Source organism: Paraburkholderia sediminicola (assembly GCF_046026855.1).
Classification (GTDB): domain Bacteria; phylum Pseudomonadota; class Gammaproteobacteria; order Burkholderiales; family Burkholderiaceae; genus Paraburkholderia; species Paraburkholderia sediminicola_A.
This window is the reverse complement of sequence record NZ_JAQQET010000002.1, coordinates 11,932-34,694: the sequence shown is the minus strand read 5'-3', so window position 1 is coordinate 34,694 and position 22,763 is coordinate 11,932. Positions and strand designations below refer to the sequence as shown.

19 protein-coding genes are annotated in these 22,763 nt (G+C 60.7%); 10 read left to right on the top strand and 9 right to left on the bottom strand.

From position 1 onward, the window contains the following. Positions 1 to 7 precede the first annotated feature (7 nt). The 6 genes from PQR40_RS02315 (at position 8) to PQR40_RS02290 (ending at position 8,574) form a co-directional block, all read left to right on the top strand. Positions 8 to 967 (top strand): iron-siderophore ABC transporter substrate-binding protein, encoded by a 960-nt coding sequence (locus PQR40_RS02315; RefSeq protein WP_408508350.1) that lies wholly within the window; start codon positions 8 to 10, stop codon positions 965 to 967. Next, a complete protein-coding gene (gene fhuB, locus PQR40_RS02310; RefSeq protein WP_408508449.1) occupies positions 967 to 2,994 on the top strand; it encodes a Fe(3+)-hydroxamate ABC transporter permease FhuB in 2,028 nt (675 codons plus the stop codon). Before PQR40_RS02315 ends, fhuB begins: the two co-directional genes overlap by 1 nt. A 21-nt stretch (positions 2,995 to 3,015) precedes the next feature. After that, a complete protein-coding gene (locus tag PQR40_RS02305) occupies positions 3,016 to 4,674 on the top strand; it encodes a cyclic peptide export ABC transporter (protein ID WP_408508349.1) in 1,659 nt (552 codons plus the stop codon). Between the two features lie 98 nt (positions 4,675 to 4,772). After that, positions 4,773 to 5,540, top strand: coding sequence for an ATP-binding cassette domain-containing protein (locus PQR40_RS02300; protein ID WP_408508348.1), 768 nt, complete (start codon positions 4,773 to 4,775; stop codon positions 5,538 to 5,540). 260 nt (positions 5,541 to 5,800) lie between these two features. Then, entirely contained in the window at positions 5,801 to 6,208 is a 408-nt protein-coding gene (locus tag PQR40_RS02295) for an RcnB family protein (RefSeq protein WP_408334141.1), read from the top strand. Between the two features lie 440 nt (positions 6,209 to 6,648). Beyond that, the gene (locus tag PQR40_RS02290; RefSeq protein WP_408508347.1) at positions 6,649 to 8,574 is read left to right on the top strand and encodes a potassium transporter Kup; all 1,926 of its coding nucleotides are present in this window, start codon (positions 6,649 to 6,651) and stop codon (positions 8,572 to 8,574) included. A gap of 32 nt (positions 8,575 to 8,606) precedes the next feature. Here the strand turns inward: PQR40_RS02290 and PQR40_RS02285 are convergent, their stop codons facing one another. From PQR40_RS02285 to PQR40_RS02270, 4 genes are all read right to left on the bottom strand, one after another. Continuing rightward, a complete protein-coding gene (locus PQR40_RS02285) occupies positions 8,607 to 8,990 on the bottom strand; it encodes a hypothetical protein (RefSeq protein ID WP_408223924.1) in 384 nt (127 codons plus the stop codon). Positions 8,991 to 9,094: 104 nt separating this feature from the next. Then, complete coding sequence (ppnP, locus tag PQR40_RS02280) at positions 9,095 to 9,415, bottom strand: pyrimidine/purine nucleoside phosphorylase (RefSeq protein WP_408508346.1); 321 nt, start codon at positions 9,413 to 9,415, stop codon at positions 9,095 to 9,097. A gap of 237 nt (positions 9,416 to 9,652) precedes the next feature. After that, positions 9,653 to 10,357 (bottom strand): hypothetical protein, encoded by a 705-nt coding sequence (locus tag PQR40_RS02275; protein WP_408223918.1) that lies wholly within the window; start codon positions 10,355 to 10,357, stop codon positions 9,653 to 9,655. Between the two features lie 98 nt (positions 10,358 to 10,455). Then, positions 10,456 to 11,949, bottom strand: a complete 1,494-nt coding sequence (locus PQR40_RS02270; RefSeq protein ID WP_408508345.1) for an FAD-dependent oxidoreductase — start codon at positions 11,947 to 11,949, stop codon at positions 10,456 to 10,458. A 45-nt stretch (positions 11,950 to 11,994) separates the two neighbouring features. Here PQR40_RS02270 and PQR40_RS02265 point away from each other — a divergent pair, with 45 nt between their 5' ends. Further along, the gene (locus PQR40_RS02265) at positions 11,995 to 12,486 is read left to right on the top strand and encodes a MarR family winged helix-turn-helix transcriptional regulator (RefSeq protein ID WP_408508344.1); all 492 of its coding nucleotides are present in this window, start codon (positions 11,995 to 11,997) and stop codon (positions 12,484 to 12,486) included. A 108-nt stretch (positions 12,487 to 12,594) separates the two neighbouring features. Here the strand turns inward: PQR40_RS02265 and PQR40_RS02260 are convergent, their stop codons facing one another. Then, positions 12,595 to 13,521: a LysR family transcriptional regulator gene (locus PQR40_RS02260; RefSeq protein ID WP_408334127.1), complete on the bottom strand. Its 927-nt coding sequence runs from the start codon at positions 13,519 to 13,521 to the stop codon at positions 12,595 to 12,597. Between the two features lie 182 nt (positions 13,522 to 13,703). Here PQR40_RS02260 and PQR40_RS02255 point away from each other — a divergent pair, with 182 nt between their 5' ends. Beyond that, on the top strand, positions 13,704 to 14,408 hold the full coding sequence (locus PQR40_RS02255) for an SDR family NAD(P)-dependent oxidoreductase (RefSeq protein ID WP_408334124.1): 705 nt from the start codon (positions 13,704 to 13,706) through the stop codon (positions 14,406 to 14,408). 139 nt (positions 14,409 to 14,547) lie between these two features. Here the strand turns inward: PQR40_RS02255 and gcvA are convergent, their stop codons facing one another. Beyond that, positions 14,548 to 15,447 carry a transcriptional regulator GcvA gene (gene gcvA / locus PQR40_RS02250; protein WP_408508343.1) on the bottom strand — a complete coding sequence of 300 codons (900 nt, stop codon included), beginning with the start codon at positions 15,445 to 15,447 and terminating at the stop codon, positions 14,548 to 14,550. A 144-nt stretch (positions 15,448 to 15,591) separates the two neighbouring features. Here gcvA and PQR40_RS02245 point away from each other — a divergent pair, with 144 nt between their 5' ends. Next, positions 15,592 to 16,896: an adenylosuccinate synthase gene (locus PQR40_RS02245; RefSeq protein ID WP_408508342.1), complete on the top strand. Its 1,305-nt coding sequence runs from the start codon at positions 15,592 to 15,594 to the stop codon at positions 16,894 to 16,896. A 185-nt stretch (positions 16,897 to 17,081) separates the two neighbouring features. Here PQR40_RS02245 and PQR40_RS02240 read toward each other — a convergent pair whose 3' ends face one another. The 3 genes from PQR40_RS02240 to PQR40_RS02230 all read right to left on the bottom strand — a co-directional run bounded on the left by PQR40_RS02240 (position 17,082) and on the right by PQR40_RS02230 (position 21,012). Continuing rightward, a complete protein-coding gene (locus PQR40_RS02240) occupies positions 17,082 to 18,038 on the bottom strand; it encodes an alpha/beta hydrolase family protein (RefSeq protein WP_408223898.1) in 957 nt (318 codons plus the stop codon). A gap of 158 nt (positions 18,039 to 18,196) precedes the next feature. Further along, positions 18,197 to 18,640 carry a thioesterase family protein gene (locus PQR40_RS02235; protein ID WP_408223895.1) on the bottom strand — a complete coding sequence of 148 codons (444 nt, stop codon included), beginning with the start codon at positions 18,638 to 18,640 and terminating at the stop codon, positions 18,197 to 18,199. Positions 18,641 to 18,864: 224 nt separating this feature from the next. Next, positions 18,865 to 21,012 (bottom strand): hypothetical protein, encoded by a 2,148-nt coding sequence (locus PQR40_RS02230; RefSeq protein ID WP_408389488.1) that lies wholly within the window; start codon positions 21,010 to 21,012, stop codon positions 18,865 to 18,867. Between the two features lie 466 nt (positions 21,013 to 21,478). Here PQR40_RS02230 and PQR40_RS02225 point away from each other — a divergent pair, with 466 nt between their 5' ends. Beyond that, positions 21,479 to 22,759, top strand: coding sequence for an MFS transporter (locus PQR40_RS02225; protein ID WP_408223890.1), 1,281 nt, complete (start codon positions 21,479 to 21,481; stop codon positions 22,757 to 22,759). The last annotated feature ends 4 nt before the right edge of the window (positions 22,760 to 22,763 follow it).

Sequence of the window (22,763 nt, the reverse complement as noted above, 5' to 3'; positions counted from 1 at the left end):
TCAAACGATGAACCGGCGCGCCTGGCTTGCCGCGTTGCTGGGGGCGGTGTCGACGGTGGCTGTCGCCGGAGCCGGCGGCAGTCTTGCGACGTCGCCGCCGAAACGCATCGTCGTGCTCGACTGGGCGTTGACGGAGATGCTGCTGTCGATCGGCGTGGTGCCGGTCGGCGCGGCTAATATCGCCGGCTTTCGGCGCAGCTTTCCGGCGAGCGACCTGCCGCGCCCCGTGGTCGACCTTGGGCTGATGTTCCAGCCGAACTTGGAATTGCTGCTCTCGTTGAAACCGGATCTCATCGTCGTCGCGCCGGCTCATGCGACGCTGCTTGCATCGCTCGGACGGATCGCGCCGACTGTCACGTTCGGCCGCTATCGGTCGAGCCCGACGCCCTACACCGCCGCGTGTGCCGAAACGCTGCAACTCGCCCGGATGCTCGACTGCGCACCACGCGCGGCCGCGTTGCTTGCACGCGCCGCACGCATGCTCGACGAGGCGCGTGCGAGGCTGGCCGCTTTGCCTGGTGTACGCGGTACGCCGCTTTACGTGGTGCGCTTTCTCGACGAAACGCATCTGCGTGTGTATGGCTTGCACAGTATGTTCGGTGAAATGCTTGCGATTCTCGGCCTCCAGAACGCATGGCAGGGTGCAACCAATTCGGGGGCCTACGCAACGATCGCGTTCGAAGCGCTGGCGCCTGCGTCCGGCGCGACCTTGCTTTATCAAAAGCCCTTGCCTCTATCCGTAGTGAATATGATGAACACCAGTCCATTGTGGGCCGCGTTGCCGCTCGTGAGGAGTGGCCGTCTGATCGGTATGCCGGGCGTGCCGGCCGAGGGCAGCGTGGTATCGGCGATCTATTTCGTGCGTATGCTGGTCAATGCGCTCGAACAGGCGACGCCGCACCGCAGTCTTGCCGGCATGCCGCCACGGGCCGATGCACGCGACGGCGCGCAGGAGGACCGAACGTGATGCGCGTCGCGACGGCACCTGTCACGCCGCTGCGGCGCACGCCGTGGCTGCCGGTTTGTCTCCTGATGGCGCTAGCCGTGCTGCTGACGCTGCATCGGCTGGATGCCCGCTTGCCGCTTACGCTGTGGTGGCAGGCGTTGATCGCCCCTGAGCCAGCGGACGTGCGGCAAATGCTGATGCATTACAGCGACTTGCCGCGCATCGCCGTCATCTGGCTATGCGGCGCCGCACTCGGCATCACCGGCGTGGCGGCCCAGCAGGTGCTGCGCAATCCGCTCGCCGAGCCGATGACCCTCGGTATTTTTCCGGGCGCCTATCTCGCACTTGCGCTCGCGGGCATTTACGCGCCGGGCCTGCTGAGTTCGGGGCGGGACGGCGTGGCGCTCGTGGGTGGCGCCGCCGCGCTGGCGATCGTTTTCCTGCTCGCGGCGCGGCGGGGGATTTCACCGCTCGCGCTGATATTAGGCGGGATGATCGTCAACCTGTGTTGTGGCGCATTGAGTCTCGCGCTGGCCATCTCGCACTACGACCTGTTGAGCGGACTCATGATCTGGGGCGGCGGCTCGTTCTCGCAGCAGAACTGGGACATCGCGCTGGCACTGCTCGTGCGGCTTGTGCCGTGCGCGGGTTTGTTGCTGTTATGTCTGCGTCCGATGGCCGTGTTCGAAGCGGGCGACGCCGTTGCTGGCAGTCTCGGCGTATCGCTACGCGCGACGCGCGGCGCGGCGCTCTTCCTGACGCTGCTCGTGACGGCGTTCGTCGTGAGCGCGGTCGGCGTAGTCGGTTTCATCGGGCTCGCCGCGCCGGCGCTTGCACGGCTGGCCGGTGCGCGCCGCCTGCGCGACCGGATGCTATGGGCGCCTTTGTTCGGCGCTGCGTTGCTGTGGCTGGCAGATCAGCTCACGCAGCAGATTTCCGGTCGGTACGGCATGACGGTGCCGACCGGCGCCGTGACTACTCTGCTGGGGGCACCCCTGCTGCTGGTGCTGCTGCGGAGTGTAAAGGGGCGCCCGGACCTCACGCCCGCACCGATGCTGCAGTCGGGCACGCTCTCGCCCCGTGCGACGCGCGCGGCGCTCGGCGGCAGCGTGTTGCTTCTGTTGCTGGTGTCCGGCCTATCGCTCAGCGTGGGACGGGACTTGAGCGGCTGGCACCTCGGCAACGCCGGCGAAATCGGCGGATTGCTGTTTCTGCGTCTGCCGCACGTTGTCGCCGCGGCAGGGATCGGCGTTCTGCTCGCGCTCGCGGGCGGCATCATCCAGCGCATGACGGGCAATCCGATGGCGAGTCCCGACCTGCTCGGCATTACCGCCGGTGGCGCGTTCGGTTTGATCGGCGCGCTCTTTCTCACCGCGCAGCCGGGACTGCCCACTTACCTGGCGTGGTGCGCGAGCGGGGCGATGGCGACGCTGGGCGCGTTGATCCTGTTCGTGCGTTCGTCCGCGTACGCGCCCGACGCGCTGGTGCTGGCCGGCGTGACGATCAGCGCAGTGTTTCAGTCGGTATCGACTATTGCCATGGCGAGCGACGACCCTCGCGTCATCGTGCTCTATAACCTGCTTGCCGGGTCCACCTATAACGTCAGCGCGACGGCCGCCGGCATCGTCGCCACGGTTGCGCTCGCGGCGCTGGTCGCGGTGCCGTTCTGCCGGCGCTGGCTGGATATCTTGCCGCTCGGCGGCGCGGTGTCGCATGGCCTCGGTGTCGACGTCGGCACCGCCCGCTTTGCGTTGCTGTTGATGAGCGCGTTGCTGACCGCAGCCGCTACCCTCGTGATCGGACCGCTCTCGTTCGTCGGCCTGATGGCGCCGCATATGACGCGTTTGCTCGGCGTGCGGCGCGCCATGCCGCTGCTGTTCGTATCGGCCGCATTCGGCGCGGCGCTCATGGTCGCGTCCGACTGGCTCGGGCGCTGGATCCTGTTTCCGCAGGAAATGCCGGCAGGCATGATGGCGACCTTGCTGGGCGGCGCGTATCTGATTGTCGCGATGCTCAGGCGCGGCACGCGCAATCACTCTGCTTCTTGATGCACTACTTTCAGGAGTTCCATGTCTTTGCTTTTGCAACTCGCCCGTCACTCGCGCGGGATTCTGTTTATCGCGCTGGTGACGAGTCTGATCAGCGGTTTCGGCAATGCCGGGCTCGTCGCGCTTATCAACCAGGCGCTCGGTGCATCGCCCACGCGACTCGGCGAGCTCGGGCTGCAGTTCCTGGTGCTCGGCATTGTGGTGCTGCTCACGCGCACGCTCTCACAAACGCTTTTCATGTACCTCGGCCAGCGCGCCAAGGCCTCGTTGCGCATGCGTACGATCCACCGTATCGGTGACGCGTCCTATCGGCATCTGGAGCAGCAAGGCGCGGCCCGTTCCATTTCCGTGCTCACGGGCGATCTGGATCAGATCGTGGTGTTCTTCGTCAGCATGCCGGCGCTGGCGATGCAAGGCGCGGTGATCACCGGATGCCTCGCGTATCTCGGCTATCTGTCGTGGAAGATCATGCTATTCGCATTGCTTACCATTTTTATCGGTTCGCTCGGTTTCCGGTTCGCGAACGGCCGCGCGCTCTTTCACCTGCGTGCCTCGCGGCGTCGTGAAGACGATCTCGTCAAACACTTCCGCGCGCTATTCGACGGTGCGAAGGAATTGAAGCTGCATCGCGAACGCCGGCGGACTTTCATCGACGATACGCTGGCCACCAACGTTGAAGCGGTGCGTGTGCAACGCACCCGCGGCTACGTGCTGTATGCAGCCGCGGCGAGCTGGGGGAGTTTCATTCTGCTGGCGTTCATCGGCATCACCCTGTTCGTAGTCGCGCGGCTGTATCCGGTGGACCTGCATGTGGCGTCTGGTTACGCGATGGTGTTCCTGTACATGATCATGCCGATCGAGGCACTGCTTTCCGCGATTCCGAATGTCAGTTCGGCGCGCGTCGCGCTCGAACGCATCGAACAGATCAACGCCGACTTGCCGTTAGAGCGCGCGCATCCGGTAGCGGCCGCGACTTCGTTCGAGCGCATTGTGCTCGAGGGCGTGACGCATCGTTATTTCCGCGAAAAAGAGAACAGCATGTTCACGCTTGGGCCGGTCGATCTGTCGTTCAGGCCGGGTGAAATTGTTTACCTCATCGGTGGGAACGGTAGCGGCAAGACGACGCTTGCCAAGATGCTGGTCGGTCTCTACACACCGGAAAGCGGTCGTATCCTGCTGAACGGCAAGACTGTCGGCGAAGGGGAGTGGGACGTCTATCGGCAGCATTTCTCCGTGGTCTTCAACGACTTCTTCCTGTTCGACAGTCTGGTGGGCCTGCGCGGCGACGATCTCGACGGCAAGGCGCGTGCGTATTTGAAACACCTGCAGCTCGACCACAAGGTGAGCATCAAGGACGCGGCATTCTCGACACTCGATCTCTCGCAAGGACAGCGCAAACGTCTCGCGCTGCTGGTGGCGTATCTCGAGGACAGGCCGTTCTATGTGTTTGACGAGTGGGCCGCCGACCAGGACCCGCTGTTCAAGGACGTGTTCTACCGGCAGTTGCTGCCCGAGCTGAAGGCGAAGGGCAAGACCGTTCTGGTGATTACCCATGACGATCGCTACTTTCATCTCGCCGACCGTTACATCAAGCTCGATTACGGACAGGTCGTGGAAGCCGGCGCGGGCGCGGCGCCGGACAGCGGCATGGCCGCGTCCGCACCGGCAAACCAGGCTTGAGGCTGGAGCGTGGCCAATGCAGCATCACCTCTTTCCCCTACACCATGAATGTCAAATTCTCCCCCGCTGATCACGCGCACGAAGCTGACGCGGGCGCTATGTTCTCGCTGCAGAACGTCTCGTTCGCGCTCGGCAATCGCACGTTGTTGCAACCGCTTTCCCTCAGCTTGCCGAAGCATCGCGTGTGCGGACTGATTGGCCACAACGGGTCGGGCAAGTCCACGTTGATCAAGCTGCTTGCGCGTCAGCAGCGGCCGACGGGCGGCACGATACACCTCGCGGGCCAACGGCTGGCCGATTGGGACAACCGCGAACTCGCGCGCAAAATTGCCTACCTGCCGCAGCAGCTACCGGCAGCAGACGGCATGACGGTACGAGAACTAGTCGCGCTGGGCCGTTATCCGTGGCATGGCGCGCTGGGCCGTTTTTCGGCGCAAGACTCGGACAAGGTGCGCGAGGCGATGGAGCTGACCGAGGTGACTGGGTTTGCCGACCGCGCGGTCGACAGCCTCTCCGGCGGTGAGCGTCAGCGCGTATGGCTGGCGATGCTCGTTGCCCAGGATAGCGAATGGCTTCTGCTCGATGAACCGATCTCAGCGCTCGACATTGCGCATCAGGTTGAGGTGCTCGGCCTTGTGCGCAAACTCAGTGAAGAGCGGGGCCTCGGTGTTGTGGTCGTGCTGCATGACGTCAATATGGCAGGCCGTTTCTGCGACGATATGATCGCGCTGAAAGGTGGCCGCCTGCTGGCGAGCGGCGCTGCTGCCGAGATGATGCGCGCCGACACGCTGAGTGCGATCTACGGCATCACGATGGGCACGGTGCCGCATCCGCACGGCGGCATGCCGATCAGCTTTGCGCACTGAACACCTCGCGTACCGATAGGCCACACATCCGCGACTGAAGATCATGGAAAACCGTGTCACGTGACTTGAGTCAGTGAAGCAATCACGGCGGTTTTGGCGAACAGCCGTTCTTGTGACATTATTTGCCAGCGCTGACGTTGCGGATGTTGATGAGCGAGGCACGTCGCATAGCCAGGCAATCAACACGCAGCAGGCGCTTCGCAGCAGATACACCTTCGAATACCACACAGTTATCGAGCCATTCTTTGGGAGGCAAAGTCATGAAATCGACATTCGTCGCACCGCTGTTGATCATGTCGTTACTCGGCGCGCCGGTTGCCGCGTTTGCGCAGCAACACGACGACAATCACGACAATCACGGCAACGGCCAGCCTTCGCACGGCAGACCCAATCCGGGACACGGCGATCAGCATGGACACGGTCGCGGACCTGGGCCGCGCGATGCGTCTCTGGGTGGGCCGGGCGGTCCCGTTCCCCACAACGATTGGCACAAGGGTGAGCGGCTGCCGACGGAGTACCGAGATCGTAACTACGTTGTCGACAACTGGCACGATCACGGCCTGCAAGCACCGCCGCGCGGGTATCAGTGGGTGGGCGTGAACGGGGATTATGTGCTCGCAGCGATCGCGACGGGCGTCATTGCAAACGTTCTGCTGTCCGGGCACTAAGCAACCGGAGCGGAATCGATCGCTTTCCGTCCTGGAGAGCGATCTTTCAGGTGCGAACTTACCGCGACGAAAGGTTGGTGTAATAAAAATCGCGCGCCGCATGCTGCGGACCTGATGCTCAATTCCTTCTATACGCACTGGCCAATGGTGTATTTTGAATGAGTGGCTCCCCGTCTTTCAGATGAGGACGCAATTTACGTCCGCAGAAGGCAGGGTACGCAGAACATCGGAACAATCAGAATAATTTGGCGTCGCGTTAAGCATGCTGGGCAATGAGATGCAGGTTCATCACAGGGCGCTGTATCGGCGATGCCGGCCGTTGTACAGGCGCACAGGCGACTCGTCGATATAAACGAGGCCCGATAAAAGCGTTAATCCGTTCCGCACGCAACCGCCTATCCGGTGTGTTGCACTGCGAGAGCGCGAAACTGGAGCGAGACATGAGCCAGTCAGTATCCGCCGTGCCCCATGCGGGGCATTCCGGCGGGCGTGGGCATAACCGGCCGGCGATGCCTGCACTCGCTCTTGCTGCTCTGGGTGTCGTGTATGGCGACATCGGCACCAGCCCCCTATATACGCTACAGACCGTGTTCGATTCGGCCAATGGGCTGTCGCTCAATGCGCTGAACGTGGTCGGCATCGTGTCGCTGATCGTCTGGTCGCTGATTGTCGTCGTCTCGCTCAAGTACGTCACGTTGATTCTCCGCGCGAATAATCATGGCGAGGGCGGCATCATGGCGTTGCTGGCGCTGGCCGCGTCGTCGGTCGCTGCGCGGCCGCGATTGCGCCGTACGTTGCTGGCCGTCGGCATCATGGGGGCGGCGCTCTTCTACGGCGACAGTGTGATTACGCCGGCGATCTCGGTGCTGAGCGCGGTCGAAGGTCTGGAGGTCGCGGCACCGTTTCTCAAGACCTGTGTGATTCCAGTGACGCTGATTGCGCTGGTCACCCTGTTCGTGATGCAGAAGCGCGGCACGTCCGGTATCGGTATCGTGTTCGGACCGGTGATGGTGCTCTGGTTCATCGTGCTTGCCGTGGTGGGCGTCATCAACGTGATGCGGGCGCCCGCGATTCTGGTTGCGCTCAATCCACTCACGGGGCTGGCATTTTGCCTCCATCACCGCGTGCTGGCGTTCGTTGCGCTGGGCGCTGTCGTTTTGTCGTTGACCGGCGCGGAAGCGCTCTATGCCGACATGGGACATTTCGGCGCGCGGCCGATCCGGCTGACGTGGTTCGGCCTGGTGTTTCCCGCGCTCGCCTTGAACTATCTGGGACAGGGCGCCTTGCTGCTTGCCGATCCGGGGGCGCTACAGAATCCGTTCTACAAGCTGTTCCCGCAATGGGCGCTGTTTCCGATGATCGCGCTGTCGACGGTCGCGACCGTGATCGCGTCCCAGGCCGTCATTTCGGGTACGTATTCGATGACCAAGCAGGCGATGCAACTTGGCTTCCTGCCGCGCATGAATGTCGTCTACACGTCGGAAAAGGAAATGGGGCAAATCTACGTACCAGGAATCAACTGGACGTTACTGGCTGCCGTCGTGGCCGCTGTGATCGGCTTCGGTTCCTCTACGGCGCTCGGCTCCGCGTACGGTATCGCCGTCACCGGCACGATGCTGATCACGACGGTCCTGACGTTCTTTGTCATTCGTTACGCGTGGCATTACAACTGGTTCCTCTGCGTCTCTGCGACCGTATTCTTCTTCATTATCGACGCGGCGTTCTTCTCCGCGAACTTGCTGAAGCTTATGCAGGGCGGCTGGTTCCCGCTTCTGGTCGGGCTGATCATCTACACGATCATGGCGACCTGGGGACGAGGCTGGGAGATGATGCGGGCCGAAGCACGCGTGAGGGCCGGGACGATGCCGCTCAAGTCCTTTCTGACGACGCTGCTGGCCCGTTCGCCGACGAGGGTCGGCGGTACGGCAATCTTTCTGTCGCCCGATGCGGATGGCGTGCCGCATTCGTTGATCAACAACCTGATGCATAACCACGTGCTACACAAACGCGTCGTTTTCGTGACGGTGAACAATGAGGAGATACCGTGGGTTCCCGCGAATCAGCGCGTGAGCGTGCGCCCGCTCGATTCGGGCTGCTACCAGATCACGATCACATATGGTTTCATGGACGTAGTCGATCTGCCATGCGCGCTTAAAATTTGCGAGGCGCATGGCCTGACCTTCGAACCAGCGGAGACGTCCTATTTCCTCAGCCGCGCGACCTTGGTGCCCACACGTGATAGCGGCATGGCGATGTGGCGCGAGCGTTTGTTCTCGGTCATGCTGCACAACGTCGGTAACGTTGCGGCGTATCTCAAGCTGCCCGCCAATCGGGTGATCGAGCTGGGCGCACGCGTGGAAATCTGACAACGCAAGAAGGCGGCCGGCAGCGCGATACGCTATGTCTTTGGCAAGGTGGATTTGCCGCCACGTTTGCGCGGCTTCGGCTCGACACCCACGCGCGAGTCGCGTGCGAGCACGAGTGCCGTCATCCTTTCCACGACGGTTTCGAATGCCGGATCGTCTTGTGGGACATAAAGCCATTTTCCAAGCACCGGATGTGGCCGCAAGGCGGGCATTTCATCAATGAGTGCGGCGTGGCGCTCTTGCGATGTGCACACCAGTAAACCATTCCACGGCTTGTCGCGATCGGCGGCAACCAGACACAACAGGCCGTCGATATAGGCGGCATCGCAGCCGAACATCCGTTTGCTGATAAAAGTTGAATCGCGCTCGAATGCATCGAAGATCCAGACGAGCGAGTTGCGGATGGAAGAGGGCATTGACGTGAAGTCCCTGGCGACAAAGGCAAAGGCAAGCTTACACGCCTGTCCTGCCGCGCGCGCGAAGTCGCGTGGATTGCCGGGCACCATGTGCCCGGCCGTCTTTACAGATAGCTGCAGATGTAGTCGAGCGTTTCGATTACGTCGATATCGAAGCGACTCTTGCCGGGCACCGAAAACGACTCGCCTGCGCCATACGTCTTCCACTCGTCACTGCCTTCGAGGCGGATGCGGCATTGGCCGGCTTGCACTTCCATGAGTTCCGGCGCGTCGGTGCCGAAGTTGAGCGGGCCGGGCAGGATTACGCCCAGCGTTTTGCGCGAGCCGTCGCCGAAAAGCACGGTGTGCGAGACACACTTGCCGTCGAAGTAGACGTTGGCGCGTTTGATAACGGAAACCTGATCGAATTGCGTTGTGGCCGTCATGGCGGTCTTCCTTTGGGTCGTCGTGAATGGATACGGTGGCGCCGCGTAGGCAGCGGGCGGTGCACGATCTGCGTGAACTGCCCGCGCGGACTTTCGCTGGGCGCAAACCCGCAATCATACAGGCGGCCGGTGCCGGTCAGTGGCTCCCGTGCGATGGCGCTGGTTGCATGCACCTATGCGCTGAACATGAGCCTGTCGTCTCTCGGCGCAGCGCTGCGGTGTGACCCTGACGATTGATTAATCTACCCGGCACCAACGACCAGAATCCGGACACACAATGACCGGGTCGCCGTTCAGGCGGACTTGCTCTGCATCCAGTTGCAATGAGGTCGAAGGGGCGATGTCGAAGGCAACTTTCAGTGCGTGCGCAACATGGGCATCTTCGATGGGAAGCTCCCAGGTCAGGAATATCTGGACGCAATCCTGGTCCGGCGCGAAGTCAGCCACATTAAAACCGCTGCTGCCGCGCTGAATGACGCCATGGGGCTGGCCAGTATCGAATATCACCGCCGTTCCCCGAGTCAAAGGAATGCGCCGACCCAAAGAGGGAAAATGCAAGTCCAGCCCCTTGTCCTCGCTCATGAAGAGATTGCAAAAGGCCGCACTGCCATATTGCGCACCGTCATGGTGGTACCTCGCGCCGCGGCAGGCCATGAGGGCGACGTCGCTGGCGGCAAGTACCGCGGGAAGTCCAAGCGCGCCAGTCCAATCGGACATTGCCTGCACGCAGCGCGTGTAGTCCGGCCAGCGCGCCCGCGCTCGCGGCAAAGGCATGGGTTCGACGTCACCGGGCTCCAGGACCATGTGCGACGCTATTTCCCTTTCCCAATCTGCAAGCAGACGTGCGGGGGGCACAGGCACGTCTACCGTGCCAGATAGCACGATGTCGCTCACGCGCCGACTGCGGATAGCGTCGCCGCTCCAGAAATAGGAGGTCAGCATGTCTGAAATTCGATGCTATGGAGAGGGTGATTCATGAGGGCCATTGTAACGATTCCAAGGGATCGTCTCGGCGCAAAGCAGCCGACTACGGCTGTTCTTTAGCCTTGGCCCACCATGCGGAAGTAATTCTCCAGCGACGTTATCTGCTCAGTCGCGACGATCGCACCGACATAGCCGTCGGGACGCACGAGCACCCAATCGCCGGACTTTAGCGCGTAGGCGTCACGGAAATGACCGCCCTCGTCAATGACATCGCCGCGTGCACCAAAGGTATGGATGTGCAGGCCTGCGCGCGGTGCGACCAGATCGCGCTCGACTTCGTAGCCGAGCAGAGTCCAGTGAGTGCCCTTGAGCAACTCGAAGATACGTGCTGACTGGCCGGCCGCGCGACGAATCGGCGCATCAGGCGCACGGTCGCCCGCGAGCAGGCCGGTAGAGCGTTCAGGACACTCCATCGCGAGCGAGGACTCGGGGTAGCCGATGTCGAGTTGCTGAACTTCGCGGCCGCGCCGAAGCTCCCCCCGCTTCATGGCGTCGAGAAGCTTGGTGGAAAGACCGAGTATGTCGGCCGCGACGGGCCTGCGTTCTTCCTCGTAGCTATCAAGAAGCCCATCAGGGGCACCGGCGATCACCGCTGCCAGCTTCCAGCCGAGATTGTATGCATCCTGGACGCTGGTGTTGAGCCCCTGGCCACCCGTTGGCGGATGAATGTGCGCGGCGTCGCCAACGAGAAACACGCGGCCGTCACGGTAGCGATCGGCGAGGCGTGCATTCATGGTGTAGGCAGATGCCCAGGATACCGAGTGGACGTGGATATTGTCGCGGCTGGTGCGTTCGGCCACCATGGTCGCGAGACCCGCAGCGGAGAGATCGACGTCGCCTTCTAGTGGAATGGGAGCTTGTAGCTGGAAAAGTTCTGTTCCTGCGAGCGGGCATAGCGCAAGTTGCTGCTCCATCGAACCCTCGTTGAAGCGATGCCAGGCGTCACGCTTTAGTCCCGTCAGGAAGATATCGGCCACGACGGCACGCACACCAAGTGTCTTGCCTGGAAAGTCAATCCCGAGTGCCGTGCGCACAAAGCTGCGACCGCCATCAGCGCCGACCAGATAGCGAGCTTGAATGATCTGTTCGCCTGTCTGAGCAGCAATCCGCGCCGCTACACCGTCTTTTCCCTGTTCTACGCCGGCCAGCTCGCATCCATACTCCACCCGATGGCCGAGCTCAGCGAGACGCTCGCGCATGACCGACTCGGTTAGAAACTGAGGAACGAGCAGCGGCAGGCGATAGGGTTCAGCCGGCGTTGCTGATGCCTGTTCTACGACGTCTGACTCGGTGTAGCTGCCGTCCTCGCGATACTCGCGTTGCGGCGGATACATGCCCCCCGCCGCGACCACACGGTCGATGATGCCGATATCCTCGAAGATCTCCTGCGTTCGCGGCTGGATGCCCTTGCCGCGCGAGCCCCGGAAGGGGCCGTCCATCTTGTCCAGCAGGCGGAACGATACGCCTCGCCGCGCCAGCTCAATGGCAAGAGTCAGGCCGGCGGCACCCGCCCCGCAGATCAGTACGTCTACAGCCGAATTTTTCGCCATCACCCACCTCAATATGTGTAATATGCACGCAATAGGAGGGATGGTATGCCACCCAGAAAAAATGTGCAAGATACACGCATATCCGAGCGTATTCGGGAATTGCATCTGGCGTTGATCAGCATCGTCAGCGTGATGAACCGCCCCGAACTGGACGAGAAAATGGTCCGGGAAGCGGGCATTTCGCTCGATCGCGCCTTGTTCCCGCTGCTGGTTATCGTTGAGCGGTTGGGACCCATTGGCGTGGTCGATCTCGCCGGCAGGGTGGGGCGTGATCACACCACGGTCAGTCGGCAGGTGGCGAAACTTGAGAGCCACCGCTTGGTCGAGCGGCAAGCGGGCATCGAGGACGGTCGCGTTCGGCAAGCTGTCGTTACGCCGAAGGGCAAGGCGATGACTGACGCAGTGGATGCAGCACGCGACCGGCTGGGCCGGGCGTTGTTCATCCGATGGGATCAGAAAGAAATCGATGACCTTGTGCGTCTGCTGCAGAAATTCGCCGAGGACATCGAGGATCAGGCTTCCGGAACCGGGACGTGATTCGGGAATTGGTTTGGATTCCTCGATATTCCCGGCAAGCTGGTATTCACGGAAGTTGTTTCGATTTCTGTCTGAGCGCTTGCTTAAGCCGAAGGCCGCACTAAGCCTTCACAGCCGTTCCCGACATACAGCTAGCGTCAGTTGCCGGAGCCAACGATGCACAGGATCGACTTCTAAACGAGGATGCCACATCTGCGACACCGTGATTTCCCCGGTCGTCACGGGAAGCTCGAAGGCGTAGTACGTGGTGGCGGATGCAGGCGATGCTTGCTGTTCAGGCTGCTTGCCCAGAAGCGATGCCGGCACCAGCGCGATCAAGTCGGAGGCTCGCGCCACCGCGAGCGCGGCGGGAAAACCTGGAACGACGGCGACAATCGTTCGCTCCAGTCCTAAAGCGGCCAGCGCCTCATCAACCGGTCCGCTTGTGCGACCGCGTCGTGAGGCGACGACATGGCCGAACGCGATGTACCGTTCGGCCGTCACCTCGCGCTCCATGGCGAGCGGGTGGCCCTGTCTGACCACACCAAGAAAGCGGTCCCGGAATAGTGCCTGCACGCGGACTTCCGGACCCATTTCGCCCAATACACCGATCTCAAGATCAGCGGAGCCCTCGCGCAGATACGCCGCCGTCTTCTCAAGCTTGGGCGCAAAACGCAGACGCACGAGCGGCGCGGCCGCGGTCGCCGCAGCGATCAGTGAAGCGCCGAAGGCTTCCACAAAACCGTCGTTGGCGCGAATGGTAAAGGTCCGCTGCAACGTTGAAAAATCCGGTTCCGTTGTTGAGGGACGCAGTACGGCACGTGCCTCATGAACCGCATTGGGCGTGCGTTGACGCAGTGCCTCCGCATGGGGTGTCAGCACCATACGACGTCCTGCTCGAACCAGTAACGGGTCACCAGTTGCTTCGCGAAGCCGGGTGAGGGTTCGGCTCATTGCGGAGGCACTCAGCCCCAGGCGACGCGCAGCACCGGCTACGCTGCCATCGGCAAGCAATACGTCGAGCGCAATGAGTAAATTCAGATCGGGTTCGGGCATGCCTGATCGTAGCATCATCGGTCAATACATGGCGTTTGGTGCAGGTTATAAGTGCAACTGCTGCGTCTTCCGCCATGTCTCGGTCATCGATATATTCCATGTATCGACTCGTGACCGGTCGCGTGGTACTTCAAATCCACGTTCTATCGGTTTCACACGGGTCTCACTACAGGGAGCTACTAATGAACGACAACTCTTCGCAGAAAACCGTCTTCCTCATCGGTGCATCCCGCGGGCTCGGATTCGCCATGGTCGAGGAATACCTCAAGCGTGGCTGGCGAGTGATTGCCACTGGGAGGGAGGGCTCAACAGAAAAGCTGCGCCAACTCTCGGAAAGCACCCAGGGTGCGCTGGAAGTTGAAGCAGTCGATATCACGATTCCCGACCAGGTCGCTGCGTTACACGATCGTCTTGAAGATCGACGAGTGGATGTGCTTTTTGTGAATGCCGGCGTAAAAAACGACGATCGTGAAACGATCGCCGATGTCTCGACCGATGAATTTGTGCGCGTCATGGTGACGAACGCGTTGAGCCCGATGAGGATCATCGAGGCGTTCCAGGACCTTGTGCGGCTGACCGGAACGATCGGTGTCATGTCGTCCGGGCAGGGTAGTCTCACCAACAACACTAACGGCAATTACGAGGTCTACCGGGGCAGTAAGGCGGCTCTCAACATGTTCATGCGCAGCTTTGCGGCGCGTCATCAGGACGATCCGAAAACCTTGCTGTTGATGGCGCCTGGATGGGTCAAGACGGACATGGGCGGTCCTGACGCGCGTCTGAGTATCGAGGAAAGCATCCCGAACTTGCTGAGCACGATAGAGGCTTATGAAGGGCGCTCCGGGCTGCATTATCTGGACTACCTGGGAAGAGTTGTTCCCTGGTGAGTAGCGGCAGGAGGGCCGCCACTTGATAGCTGTCGATTAACGCGGCATAGAGCGAGATCTCCGCGCTAGTTCGGTCAGGAAAAACGGGATTTAGTCGGAAGCGATTTCTACGAGGTCGTCCATAGACTGGTTCCATTCACTACGCATTGCGTGAGAAACGCTGCCCCAGCTCGCGCAACCACATCAGAAAGATATTGATGGCGGGATCCCCAAGGCGTGCATTGTGGACGTAGCTGCAGTAGCGCCATGCCGGCAGAGCCGGCCCGTCGAACGGAAACACGAGCCGACCCTCCTTGACATCGAGCGCCACAAGCGCGGTCGGGCCCATCGCAATACCCAGGCCATCAATGGCGGCCTGCAGGGTCAAATAAAAGTGGTCCAGTTGCTGGGAATTGCGTGCGGCCAGCCGAGGGTTGCCGCACGCCGCCAGCCATTCGGCCCAAAGGCCGGGATAGGTCGCCGTGTGCAGCAGGGTGTGATGCGTCAGGTCCGAGACATGGTGTATCGGATGAGATTCCAACACCTTGGGCGAGCACACCGGCAGCCGGACTTCCGAAAGAAATTCGTTGACTACATACCCTGCCGGTTTCTGCTCACTGCCGCGAATCGCCACGTCGCATTCGTCGCGGAGCTTTTCGATCGGTTCATCCGAAGTAGTCAGCCGGACTTCCACCGCCGGATTGGTCAGTTGGAAGTTGGAGAGCTGCGGCAGTAGCCATCGCAACGCGAAAGTAGTCGGTGCATTGACTCGGATGATCTGCTGTCGCGTGACCCGGAGCTGTTCATTGGTGGCCAGCGCGATGCGGTCGAGCGCCGCCGATATCTCCGACAAGTAAGCGCGCCCCGGCGCGGTCAGTACGACCCTTCGGCCGCGGCGTTCAAACAGGTCGTGTCCAAGCCAGGCTTCCAGTTGTCCCACCTGCCGGCTCACGGCCCCGTGAGTGACGCAAAGCTCGTCGGCTGCGGCTGAAAAGCTCTCGACCCGGGCGGCGGCTTCAAACACGCGCAGTGCGTTCAACGGTGGCAGACGACGTGGCATGCGGCGAATCTCTATGTGAGTTTTCCTGACAATTATGATGAGTTTATATCGATTTTCGCGATCACCGTCGACCATTATATTGAGTTGGTTGGCAGCAGATCTGGTTTTCGATCTGTTCGATAAAGTCACCAGGAAGATTACCGTATGTCGAATGTTGTTGTGGTTGGCGCGCAGTGGGGCGATGAGGGAAAAGGCCGGATTGTGGATTGGCTTGCCGAGAAAGCGGACATCGTTGCCCGCTACAACGGTGGCCACAACGCCGGCCACACGCTTGTGGTGAATGGTCAGACCTACAAACTGGCGCTGCTTCCCAGCGGGATCGTGCGCGGCAAGCTTGGTCTGATCGGCAACGGCGTCGCCCTTGACCCTGAGGCGCTGCTTGCGGAGATTGACCGCATGGCCGCGCTGGGCATCCGCGTAACGCCGGAGGTGCTGCAGATCGCTGAGACGGCCACGCTTGTCCTACCGGTCCATCGCGCGATCGACGCCGCTCAGGAACGCTTGCGGGCCAAGCCGATCGGCACCACGCTACGCGGTATCGGTCCGGCATACGAAGACAAGGTTGGGCGCCGAGGCTTGCGCGTCTGCGACCTTGCTGAACCGGAACTGCTCGCTCAAAAGCTCGATGTACTGCTTGAGTACCATAACGCGTGGTTCCGCGGCCTCGGTCTGGAAGCTTTCCAGCGAGACGGGATGCTGAACGACCTGCTTGCCATGGCGCCAAGAATCCTGCCGTTCATGGGACGCGTCTGGGAACAGCTCGACCACGCCCATTCATCGGGCAAGCACACGGTATTCGAAGGCTCGCAAGCCGTGATGCTTGACGTGGACTGGGGTAGCTATCCCTATGTGACGTCGTCGAGCACCGTCGCCGCTGGCGCGGCCAGTGGCACCGGCATCGCCCCCTCGCACCTTGGGCAGGTACTTGGCGTCAGCAAGGTCTATGCAACGCGTGTTGGCGAAGGCCCGTTCACGTCCGAAGTGGACGGAACACTCGGTGACGTGCTCCGGCAGCGCGGCGGCGAGTATGGCGTCAATACCGGCCGCCCGCGTCGCTGCGGTTGGCTGGACACTGTGCAATTGCGGCAGAGCACCAAGGTCGCCGGCATCAACCTGCTAGCGCTGACCAAGCTGGATGTACTCGACGGCTTCGATTCGATCTACGTATGTGTAGGCTACGAGCTTGATGGGAAGCGCATCGACTACATGCCGTCTACCCACGCCGAGCAGCAGCGGCTGCAGCCGGTTCTCAAGCGCTTTGATGGCTGGGACGGTTCGACCCGGGGCATCCGGTCTTATGGCGAGTTGCCCCGCCAGGCCGTGGCGCTGATTGAAGCGATTCAGCAGGAAGTCGGCATTCCGGTGTCAATGGTTACCACTGGCCCTGAACGTGATGACGCGATTGTCTTGCGATCTCCATTCGCGGAAACGGACGGCATGGCAATCTGATCTCGCCGCCGCGCGCGCCTGGTACGGATCGGACGCGTATCAACGAAGCCTGCCGTTACGCTTGCGGCATGCGAGCGCGCCGGCAGCGCAAACGTCAAACCAGCGAAGCAGGCAGCGCTGAGCCCGAAGCAGTGCGCCGAGTGGACTTATCCGACACGCGCGGTCAGCGCGGGCCACGTTGGGATCTACCGAACATTCGCTTGAAAAAACGTAAGCGCCATTTCGTCAAGCTGCTTGTGAAAGGCTGTGCGATCGAAGCCGTTCGCATCTACGCAGAGCCCGGGCGCATCGTTCTTCATTGTCGCGGAGCATGGCGCAAGAAAGGCAAAATGCGCTGCGTTGGAAACAAGATGATATTCAGGTCGGTGAGGAAGGGCGTTGGCGAGTGCGGGAGCGTTGCGGGGCAGCACGCCATCGCCGCCGAACTGAGACGCCCAAAGCTGAATGGGCGCTTTCACATTCTTCAGGCTCTCCGAGGTTGGGAATACATTGAGCGGGTCCGCCAGGACAAAGGCTTTGATCCGCGCGTCATGAGTCAAGGGATCGGCGGATACCTCTCGACGTCGGATCTGTTCGCAAATCGGAGCTTTCGGGTCCGTGCATGGAACATCGGCGTGCAGGAAATCCGGGTTGCCGCCGGCCAACACCAGGCCCGTGTAGCCGCCACGCGAAAAGCCAAAAAACCCTATCCGTTCCGGATCGATTCTGGCCGCGTCGGGCGCAGCGTTCAACATGTAATCGATAAGACGTTTTATGTCGGTCGGTCGCTCGACGAACTCGGACATCTCGCCCGCGCGACTCGAATCAGAGAATGTATCGCCTGGATGATTGATTGCTGCGACGACAAAGCCCGCGTCGGCAAGCGTCTCGGCAAGGTCATGGTGGCCAAGGAACGATCCGCCATGGCCATGTGAAATGACAACCAGGGGAAGCTTTTCGCCAACGGTCGGACAGTCGCGCCGCCCCTTCAGAACATATGGCCCGATCGGTACCTCTTGGGCAGGCTCTGCGCACGGCGTCCACACTATCGCTCTTAACGCCGGGCCGTTGGCATCCGGCGGAATCTGAACGAACTTTAATCCCGCGGCGTGCGCGATTGTCGTAGATAGGCACAACAGAACGGCCGATATGAACGTTTTCATGTGGTTTTGAGAGGCAATGTGTTTGCTTTCAATACCCTGATTGGCGGTATCACGGCGAAACTGATCAAAGGCTGAACTCGACCAGGTCCTGATTTTATTCTCTTGCGCAACCTTATCTATGACCGACCCTCCAGCCACACCGGAGCGAACCGGAAACGTCAGTCGACGGTGTTCACGTTCGGAAACTTGCCGCGGAACGCCTGCGGCATCGGCACGACCTTTTTCATCTCGTAGTTGAAGAACACGAAACCCGACTTCGCCATCGCGATAAGCGCGCCATCTACCGGCCGCGTGATGCGGAAGATGATGTCGCCGCCATACTTGTTGAAATCCATGATGCCGACTTCGAAGCACAGTTGGTCTCGCGCGTAGGCTTCAGCGCGATAGGTCGTGGCGAGATCGGTCACGATGATGCTCGTGTGCACGTCCTTCATGTCCTCGATGCCGGCGTCGAACAGGAAGCGTGCGCGGGCTTCGGAAATCATCGAGATCATCGAATCGTTCGCGAGGTGGTTCGCGCCGTTGATGTCGGTGACGCGCACCGTGAGATGCGTCGAGTAGTAAAACTGGTCTTCGGGAAACTGCAGCTGAATGCGGGCCATGGCGTGAAGGTCGGGATTGAGGGGGAGGTGTGCGCACTTGAAGGGTGCCGATGCCAGATTCTAGCGGTTTGACGTGAGGGGCCGTTGTCCCGGGCAGGCATGACCGCCTCTTGTCGCCCCGCACCAACCGATCGAACCGCTGACCGCTTTTGAGTAACGAACAGTCCTTCTTCGAGCTTTGCGAGGCAACGCCGGCCCTTAAAAGGCCGGCGCACTTCATAGGATCAATTCGAACCGGCGTACTTCAGAGTCCAGCTGAACGTACGATTACTTCCCGCGTTGAGCGCGAAGGGGCGTGTCGTACAGGCAAAGTTCGAATGCAGCTGCCCGATCGGAGTGGTCGACAACGGATTGGTTACCCCGGCCGCCATTTCGAAGTTAGACAGGACGCAACCGTCAAAACCCGTCGTGCCATAACTGGTGGCATTACTATTGGCGTACTTAACCGAGAAACCATCGCTATTCATGGTGTTCTGGAAATCCGCAAAGGACGTGAAGTCCGTCTCGACCGCGATGGCGCCGGTCAACGTCCCAGAACTCAGCGTATCGGCTCGCGTCAGTGTGCCTTGACCAAACGTTAGAACCGTGTGGACCTGCAGGTCGATATCCGTGGCATAGGTTGCATTCTTAACGGCCTGCCGGAACTTGGTCGTGTCGAAAGAGACGACCACCTGGCCGTTGTTTTCCTGAACATTCAGGTTCTTATAATACGTGACCGGAATGTAGGTTTTCCCGTTATATGAAACTTGCGGAATCAGCAACGCATAGCCCAGATCCGTTGTGCCATAAATCAGGTTGTCGGAGAACGGCGTCGGGTAATAGGGCGTGTACGAATTGTAGTCGGGTGCCTGGCTCAGATTCAGATTGATGACCCGCTTGCCGTCGCGCACGGTGATGAGCGCGGCGCTATACGGATGCGCGGTATCGGTGGGCAAGTTGTACCAGGTGAGCGTGTAATGCGGCTTTGTATTCAGCCACGCTTGCAGGTCGGAATCGGACATCGGCGCTTTGCCGTTGAAACCGAGCTTGTCCCACCACGCGTTCACATACATGTACTGGTGCAGCAGGCTGAAGTTCTCGCCCATCACGCGGGGCTTGCCGCGATACGCGTCGGTGCCGCGGCCCTTGACCCACATGTTCACGGACGGAGTCGGCAAGGTCGGGTCGTACCAGAACGTGTCGAAACGATAGGCCGCCTTGTAGATGAACGAATAGGCCACCTCCATTTCCTGAGCGGACAGTACGCCAGCATTTGCAGCAGCAGTCAGGATTTCCATAAAGGCTGAGTCCCCGTACGGCCCGATGGACCTGCCATAGTTGAAACCCTGGCCGTCTGCGTTGAGCTGCGGAAGAATGAGATCGACTGACTTGCGCAGATAGGATTTCAATTCGGGCGTGAGATTGGCCTCATTGCCCATTTCGAACGTTCGCTCAACGACTTCGCCAATTAGCAACGTGCTGTACCGATCGAAGCGTGCCTGATCATAATAGGTTGTATGGGTGTTCGAGGCCTCGTCGGAAAAGCCGCCGGACGAGTCCTTTCTAATGTGATTCGTGAGCGTGTACAGCAGCGCGTCGCGCGCGCCCATCGATGCCACAGCCGGGTCGGTGGCGGAAAAGAAAGCCGGATTGCTCCATCCGAGTTTCTGTCTCAGCCCTGCGATACCGTAAGAGACGGCATAGTAATTCTGTGCCGTATTGAGCGATGCAACGTTGACCGGCACACCTGTGGCGGGGCACGTGTTCTTCGTGCCGCTCGCATCCGCGCCGAACATGTCACAGAAGGTCAGGCGATTTTGCAGCGTAGCTAGCATTGCGTCACTGAAGACTTCGTTAAGCATGCCGTGCGCTTTGAAATTATTGAGCGCAACGAGGTAGTAGTACTCGCCCCAGGATGTATTTGCGTACGTGTAGTTGGCGCTGCTCGTCTGCGCCATCATGGCGGTCGTTATTTTCTGATACGTCGCGAGGTAATCCGCATATTTCGGATCCCCTTTCGCTTTCATATCGATCAATATGTACGACAGGCCGAGCGCCAGTTTGCCAGGCAGAAATTTATCGCCCGTATTGGTATCGAGCACATGGACCGGGCTGCCGTCGCCCAGATCCATCACCACTTGTGTGAAATCAGGCGCTTTCTTGATGAGATCGAAGAGCGCTCTCATCTGCCCCATCATGGTTATGGATACGCCTGCTCCTGACGGGACGCTCGTATCCGTCGCTCCATAAACTATTCCGTGAAGAGACACGGTGGACGCAGAAGAAACTGGATTTTTCGGACCATCATCCAGGCCGCCTCCGCAAGCACTGACGAGAAGGAACGTCAGTGTACTGGCCGCAAAAATAACGGATGATTTTCTTGACGAATGCATTTTTTGTCTCCTGATTGTAAGTGGATCGATGCTGAAACTAGCAACTTCACAAGCGTGTCCGGCTGTTCGTCAGGCATTGGCTCGACGGAAGCCAGTAAAAACCCTAAGAAAAATCCGCTCGCCGTCGTTTCAATCTGTTCGCGCCGACACGACCCAACCGTGCCCCGCCAGTCCGCCTGATCTCCGCGCCGTCCCGATCTGCCGAGGCCGCTGCGCATGAGAACGAAAACGATTAACTCGACTTCGGGGCTAAATGGTCCCATCACTGAGTCACAGTGCGCAAGACTAGGTAAACTAAGGACTAGACAGAGAGTAACAATACTTCTATTCTAGAAAAACGTTTTCCTACATTGACGTGCTCGTGATGTAGCACACCTGCTTCGGCGCGCGTAGCGACCTCGGTGCTCCCCGCCTTCAATGACATATAGCGCGACGCGACGAGCGCCGCCGCGCAACGGAGACTCACATGCAAACCGCCGTCATCAGACGCGCACGCACCGCTGCCAGCGGTTACCGCTGGACGGTCTGCGCGCTGCTTTTCTTCGCCACCGTAATCAACTACATGGACCGCCAGATTCTCGGTCTGCTCGCGCCGGTGCTGCAGCACGACATTGGCTGGACCCAGGTGCAGTACGGCCGCATCGTGATCGCCTTCTCGGCGTTCTACGCGGTCGGCCTTCTGTGCTTCGGCCGGATCGTCGACTGGCTGGGCACGCGCATTTCATACGCGCTTGCAATGCTGATCTGGAGCGCGGCTGCGGTGTTGCATGCGGCGGTCGGCTCGGTGGCCGGCTTTGCCATGGTGCGTGCGCTGCTCGGCATCGGCGAGGGCGGTAACTTCCCGGCCGCCATCAAGACGACGGCAGAATGGTTCCCGCCGCGCGAGCGTGCGCTTGCGACCGGCATCTTCAACTCTGGCGCGAATATCGGTGCAGTGTTCGCGCCCGCAATCATCCCGCCGCTTGCGCTGGCGTTCGGCTGGCGCGCGGCGTTCGTGATCATCGGGGCGGTGGGCCTCGTCTGGCTGGCCGTATGGCTCGTGCTCTACCGGTCCGCAGACACGAGTTCGGTGGAGGACGGACAGGACGAAGTCGAGGCGCTCGATGCCGTCAACGTGAACGCCCGCGCGCCGGGCTGGGGCGCGTTGATCAGAAAGCGCGAGACGTGGGCGTTCCTGATCGGCAAGTTCCTGACGGACCCGGTGTGGTGGTTCTATCTGTTCTGGCTACCGAAGTGGCTTAACGAGTCGCGCGGCATGGACATGCAGCACATCGGCCTGCCGCTCGTCTGCATCTATGCGATGACGACCGTCGGCAGCATCGGCGGCGGCTGGCTCTCTTCGGCGCTCTTGCGTTCCGGATGGAGCGTGAACACCGCGCGCAAGACGGCGATGTTGATCTGCGCGTGCTGCGTGCTGCCGATCGCGTTCGTCTCACAGGTCGATAATCTTTGGGGTGCCGTCGCGATCGTCGGACTGGCCGCAGCCGCACATCAAGGCTGGTCCGCGAATCTTTTCACCACGGCGTCCGATCTCTTTCCGAAGCGCGCGCTGGGCGCGGTTGTGGGGATCGGCGGGATGGCGGGTTCGATCGGCGCGGTGCTGTTCTCGGAAGTGATCGGACAGGTCCTGCAACGCACGGGCCACTACTGGGTACTGTTCGCGATCGGCGCGCTCGCCTATCTCGTCGCGCTTGCCGTCATGCAGATGCTGACGCCGCGCATGACGCCCGCGAAGCTTGACGCGTGAAAGC

What these genes read in the sequence shown, in the direction of transcription:
- PQR40_RS02295 (WP_408334141.1), top strand. Translation starts at nt 5,801, where the DNA reads ATGAAATCGACATTCGTCGCACCGCTGTTGATCATGTCGTTACTCGGC.
- PQR40_RS02260 (WP_408334127.1), bottom strand. Translation starts at nt 13,521, where the DNA reads ATGCCCGAACCCGATCTGAATTTACTCATTGCGCTCGACGTATTGCTT.
- ppnP (WP_408508346.1), bottom strand. Translation starts at nt 9,415, where the DNA reads ATGACGGCCACAACGCAATTCGATCAGGTTTCCGTTATCAAACGCGCC.
- PQR40_RS02290 (WP_408508347.1), top strand. Translation starts at nt 6,649, where the DNA reads ATGAGCCAGTCAGTATCCGCCGTGCCCCATGCGGGGCATTCCGGCGGG.
- PQR40_RS02315 (WP_408508350.1), top strand. Translation starts at nt 8, where the DNA reads ATGAACCGGCGCGCCTGGCTTGCCGCGTTGCTGGGGGCGGTGTCGACG.
- PQR40_RS02300 (WP_408508348.1), top strand. Translation starts at nt 4,773, where the DNA reads ATGTTCTCGCTGCAGAACGTCTCGTTCGCGCTCGGCAATCGCACGTTG.
- PQR40_RS02230 (WP_408389488.1), bottom strand. Translation starts at nt 21,012, where the DNA reads ATGCATTCGTCAAGAAAATCATCCGTTATTTTTGCGGCCAGTACACTG.
- PQR40_RS02305 (WP_408508349.1), top strand. Translation starts at nt 3,016, where the DNA reads ATGTCTTTGCTTTTGCAACTCGCCCGTCACTCGCGCGGGATTCTGTTT.
- fhuB (WP_408508449.1), top strand. Translation starts at nt 967, where the DNA reads ATGCGCGTCGCGACGGCACCTGTCACGCCGCTGCGGCGCACGCCGTGG.
- PQR40_RS02240 (WP_408223898.1), bottom strand. Translation starts at nt 18,038, where the DNA reads ATGAAAACGTTCATATCGGCCGTTCTGTTGTGCCTATCTACGACAATC.
- PQR40_RS02265 (WP_408508344.1), top strand. Translation starts at nt 11,995, where the DNA reads ATGCCACCCAGAAAAAATGTGCAAGATACACGCATATCCGAGCGTATT.
- PQR40_RS02275 (WP_408223918.1), bottom strand. Translation starts at nt 10,357, where the DNA reads ATGCTGACCTCCTATTTCTGGAGCGGCGACGCTATCCGCAGTCGGCGC.
- PQR40_RS02270 (WP_408508345.1), bottom strand. Translation starts at nt 11,949, where the DNA reads ATGGCGAAAAATTCGGCTGTAGACGTACTGATCTGCGGGGCGGGTGCC.
- PQR40_RS02235 (WP_408223895.1), bottom strand. Translation starts at nt 18,640, where the DNA reads ATGGCCCGCATTCAGCTGCAGTTTCCCGAAGACCAGTTTTACTACTCG.
- PQR40_RS02285 (WP_408223924.1), bottom strand. Translation starts at nt 8,990, where the DNA reads ATGCCCTCTTCCATCCGCAACTCGCTCGTCTGGATCTTCGATGCATTC.
- gcvA (WP_408508343.1), bottom strand. Translation starts at nt 15,447, where the DNA reads ATGCCACGTCGTCTGCCACCGTTGAACGCACTGCGCGTGTTTGAAGCC.
- PQR40_RS02255 (WP_408334124.1), top strand. Translation starts at nt 13,704, where the DNA reads ATGAACGACAACTCTTCGCAGAAAACCGTCTTCCTCATCGGTGCATCC.
- PQR40_RS02245 (WP_408508342.1), top strand. Translation starts at nt 15,592, where the DNA reads ATGTCGAATGTTGTTGTGGTTGGCGCGCAGTGGGGCGATGAGGGAAAA.
- PQR40_RS02225 (WP_408223890.1), top strand. Translation starts at nt 21,479, where the DNA reads ATGCAAACCGCCGTCATCAGACGCGCACGCACCGCTGCCAGCGGTTAC.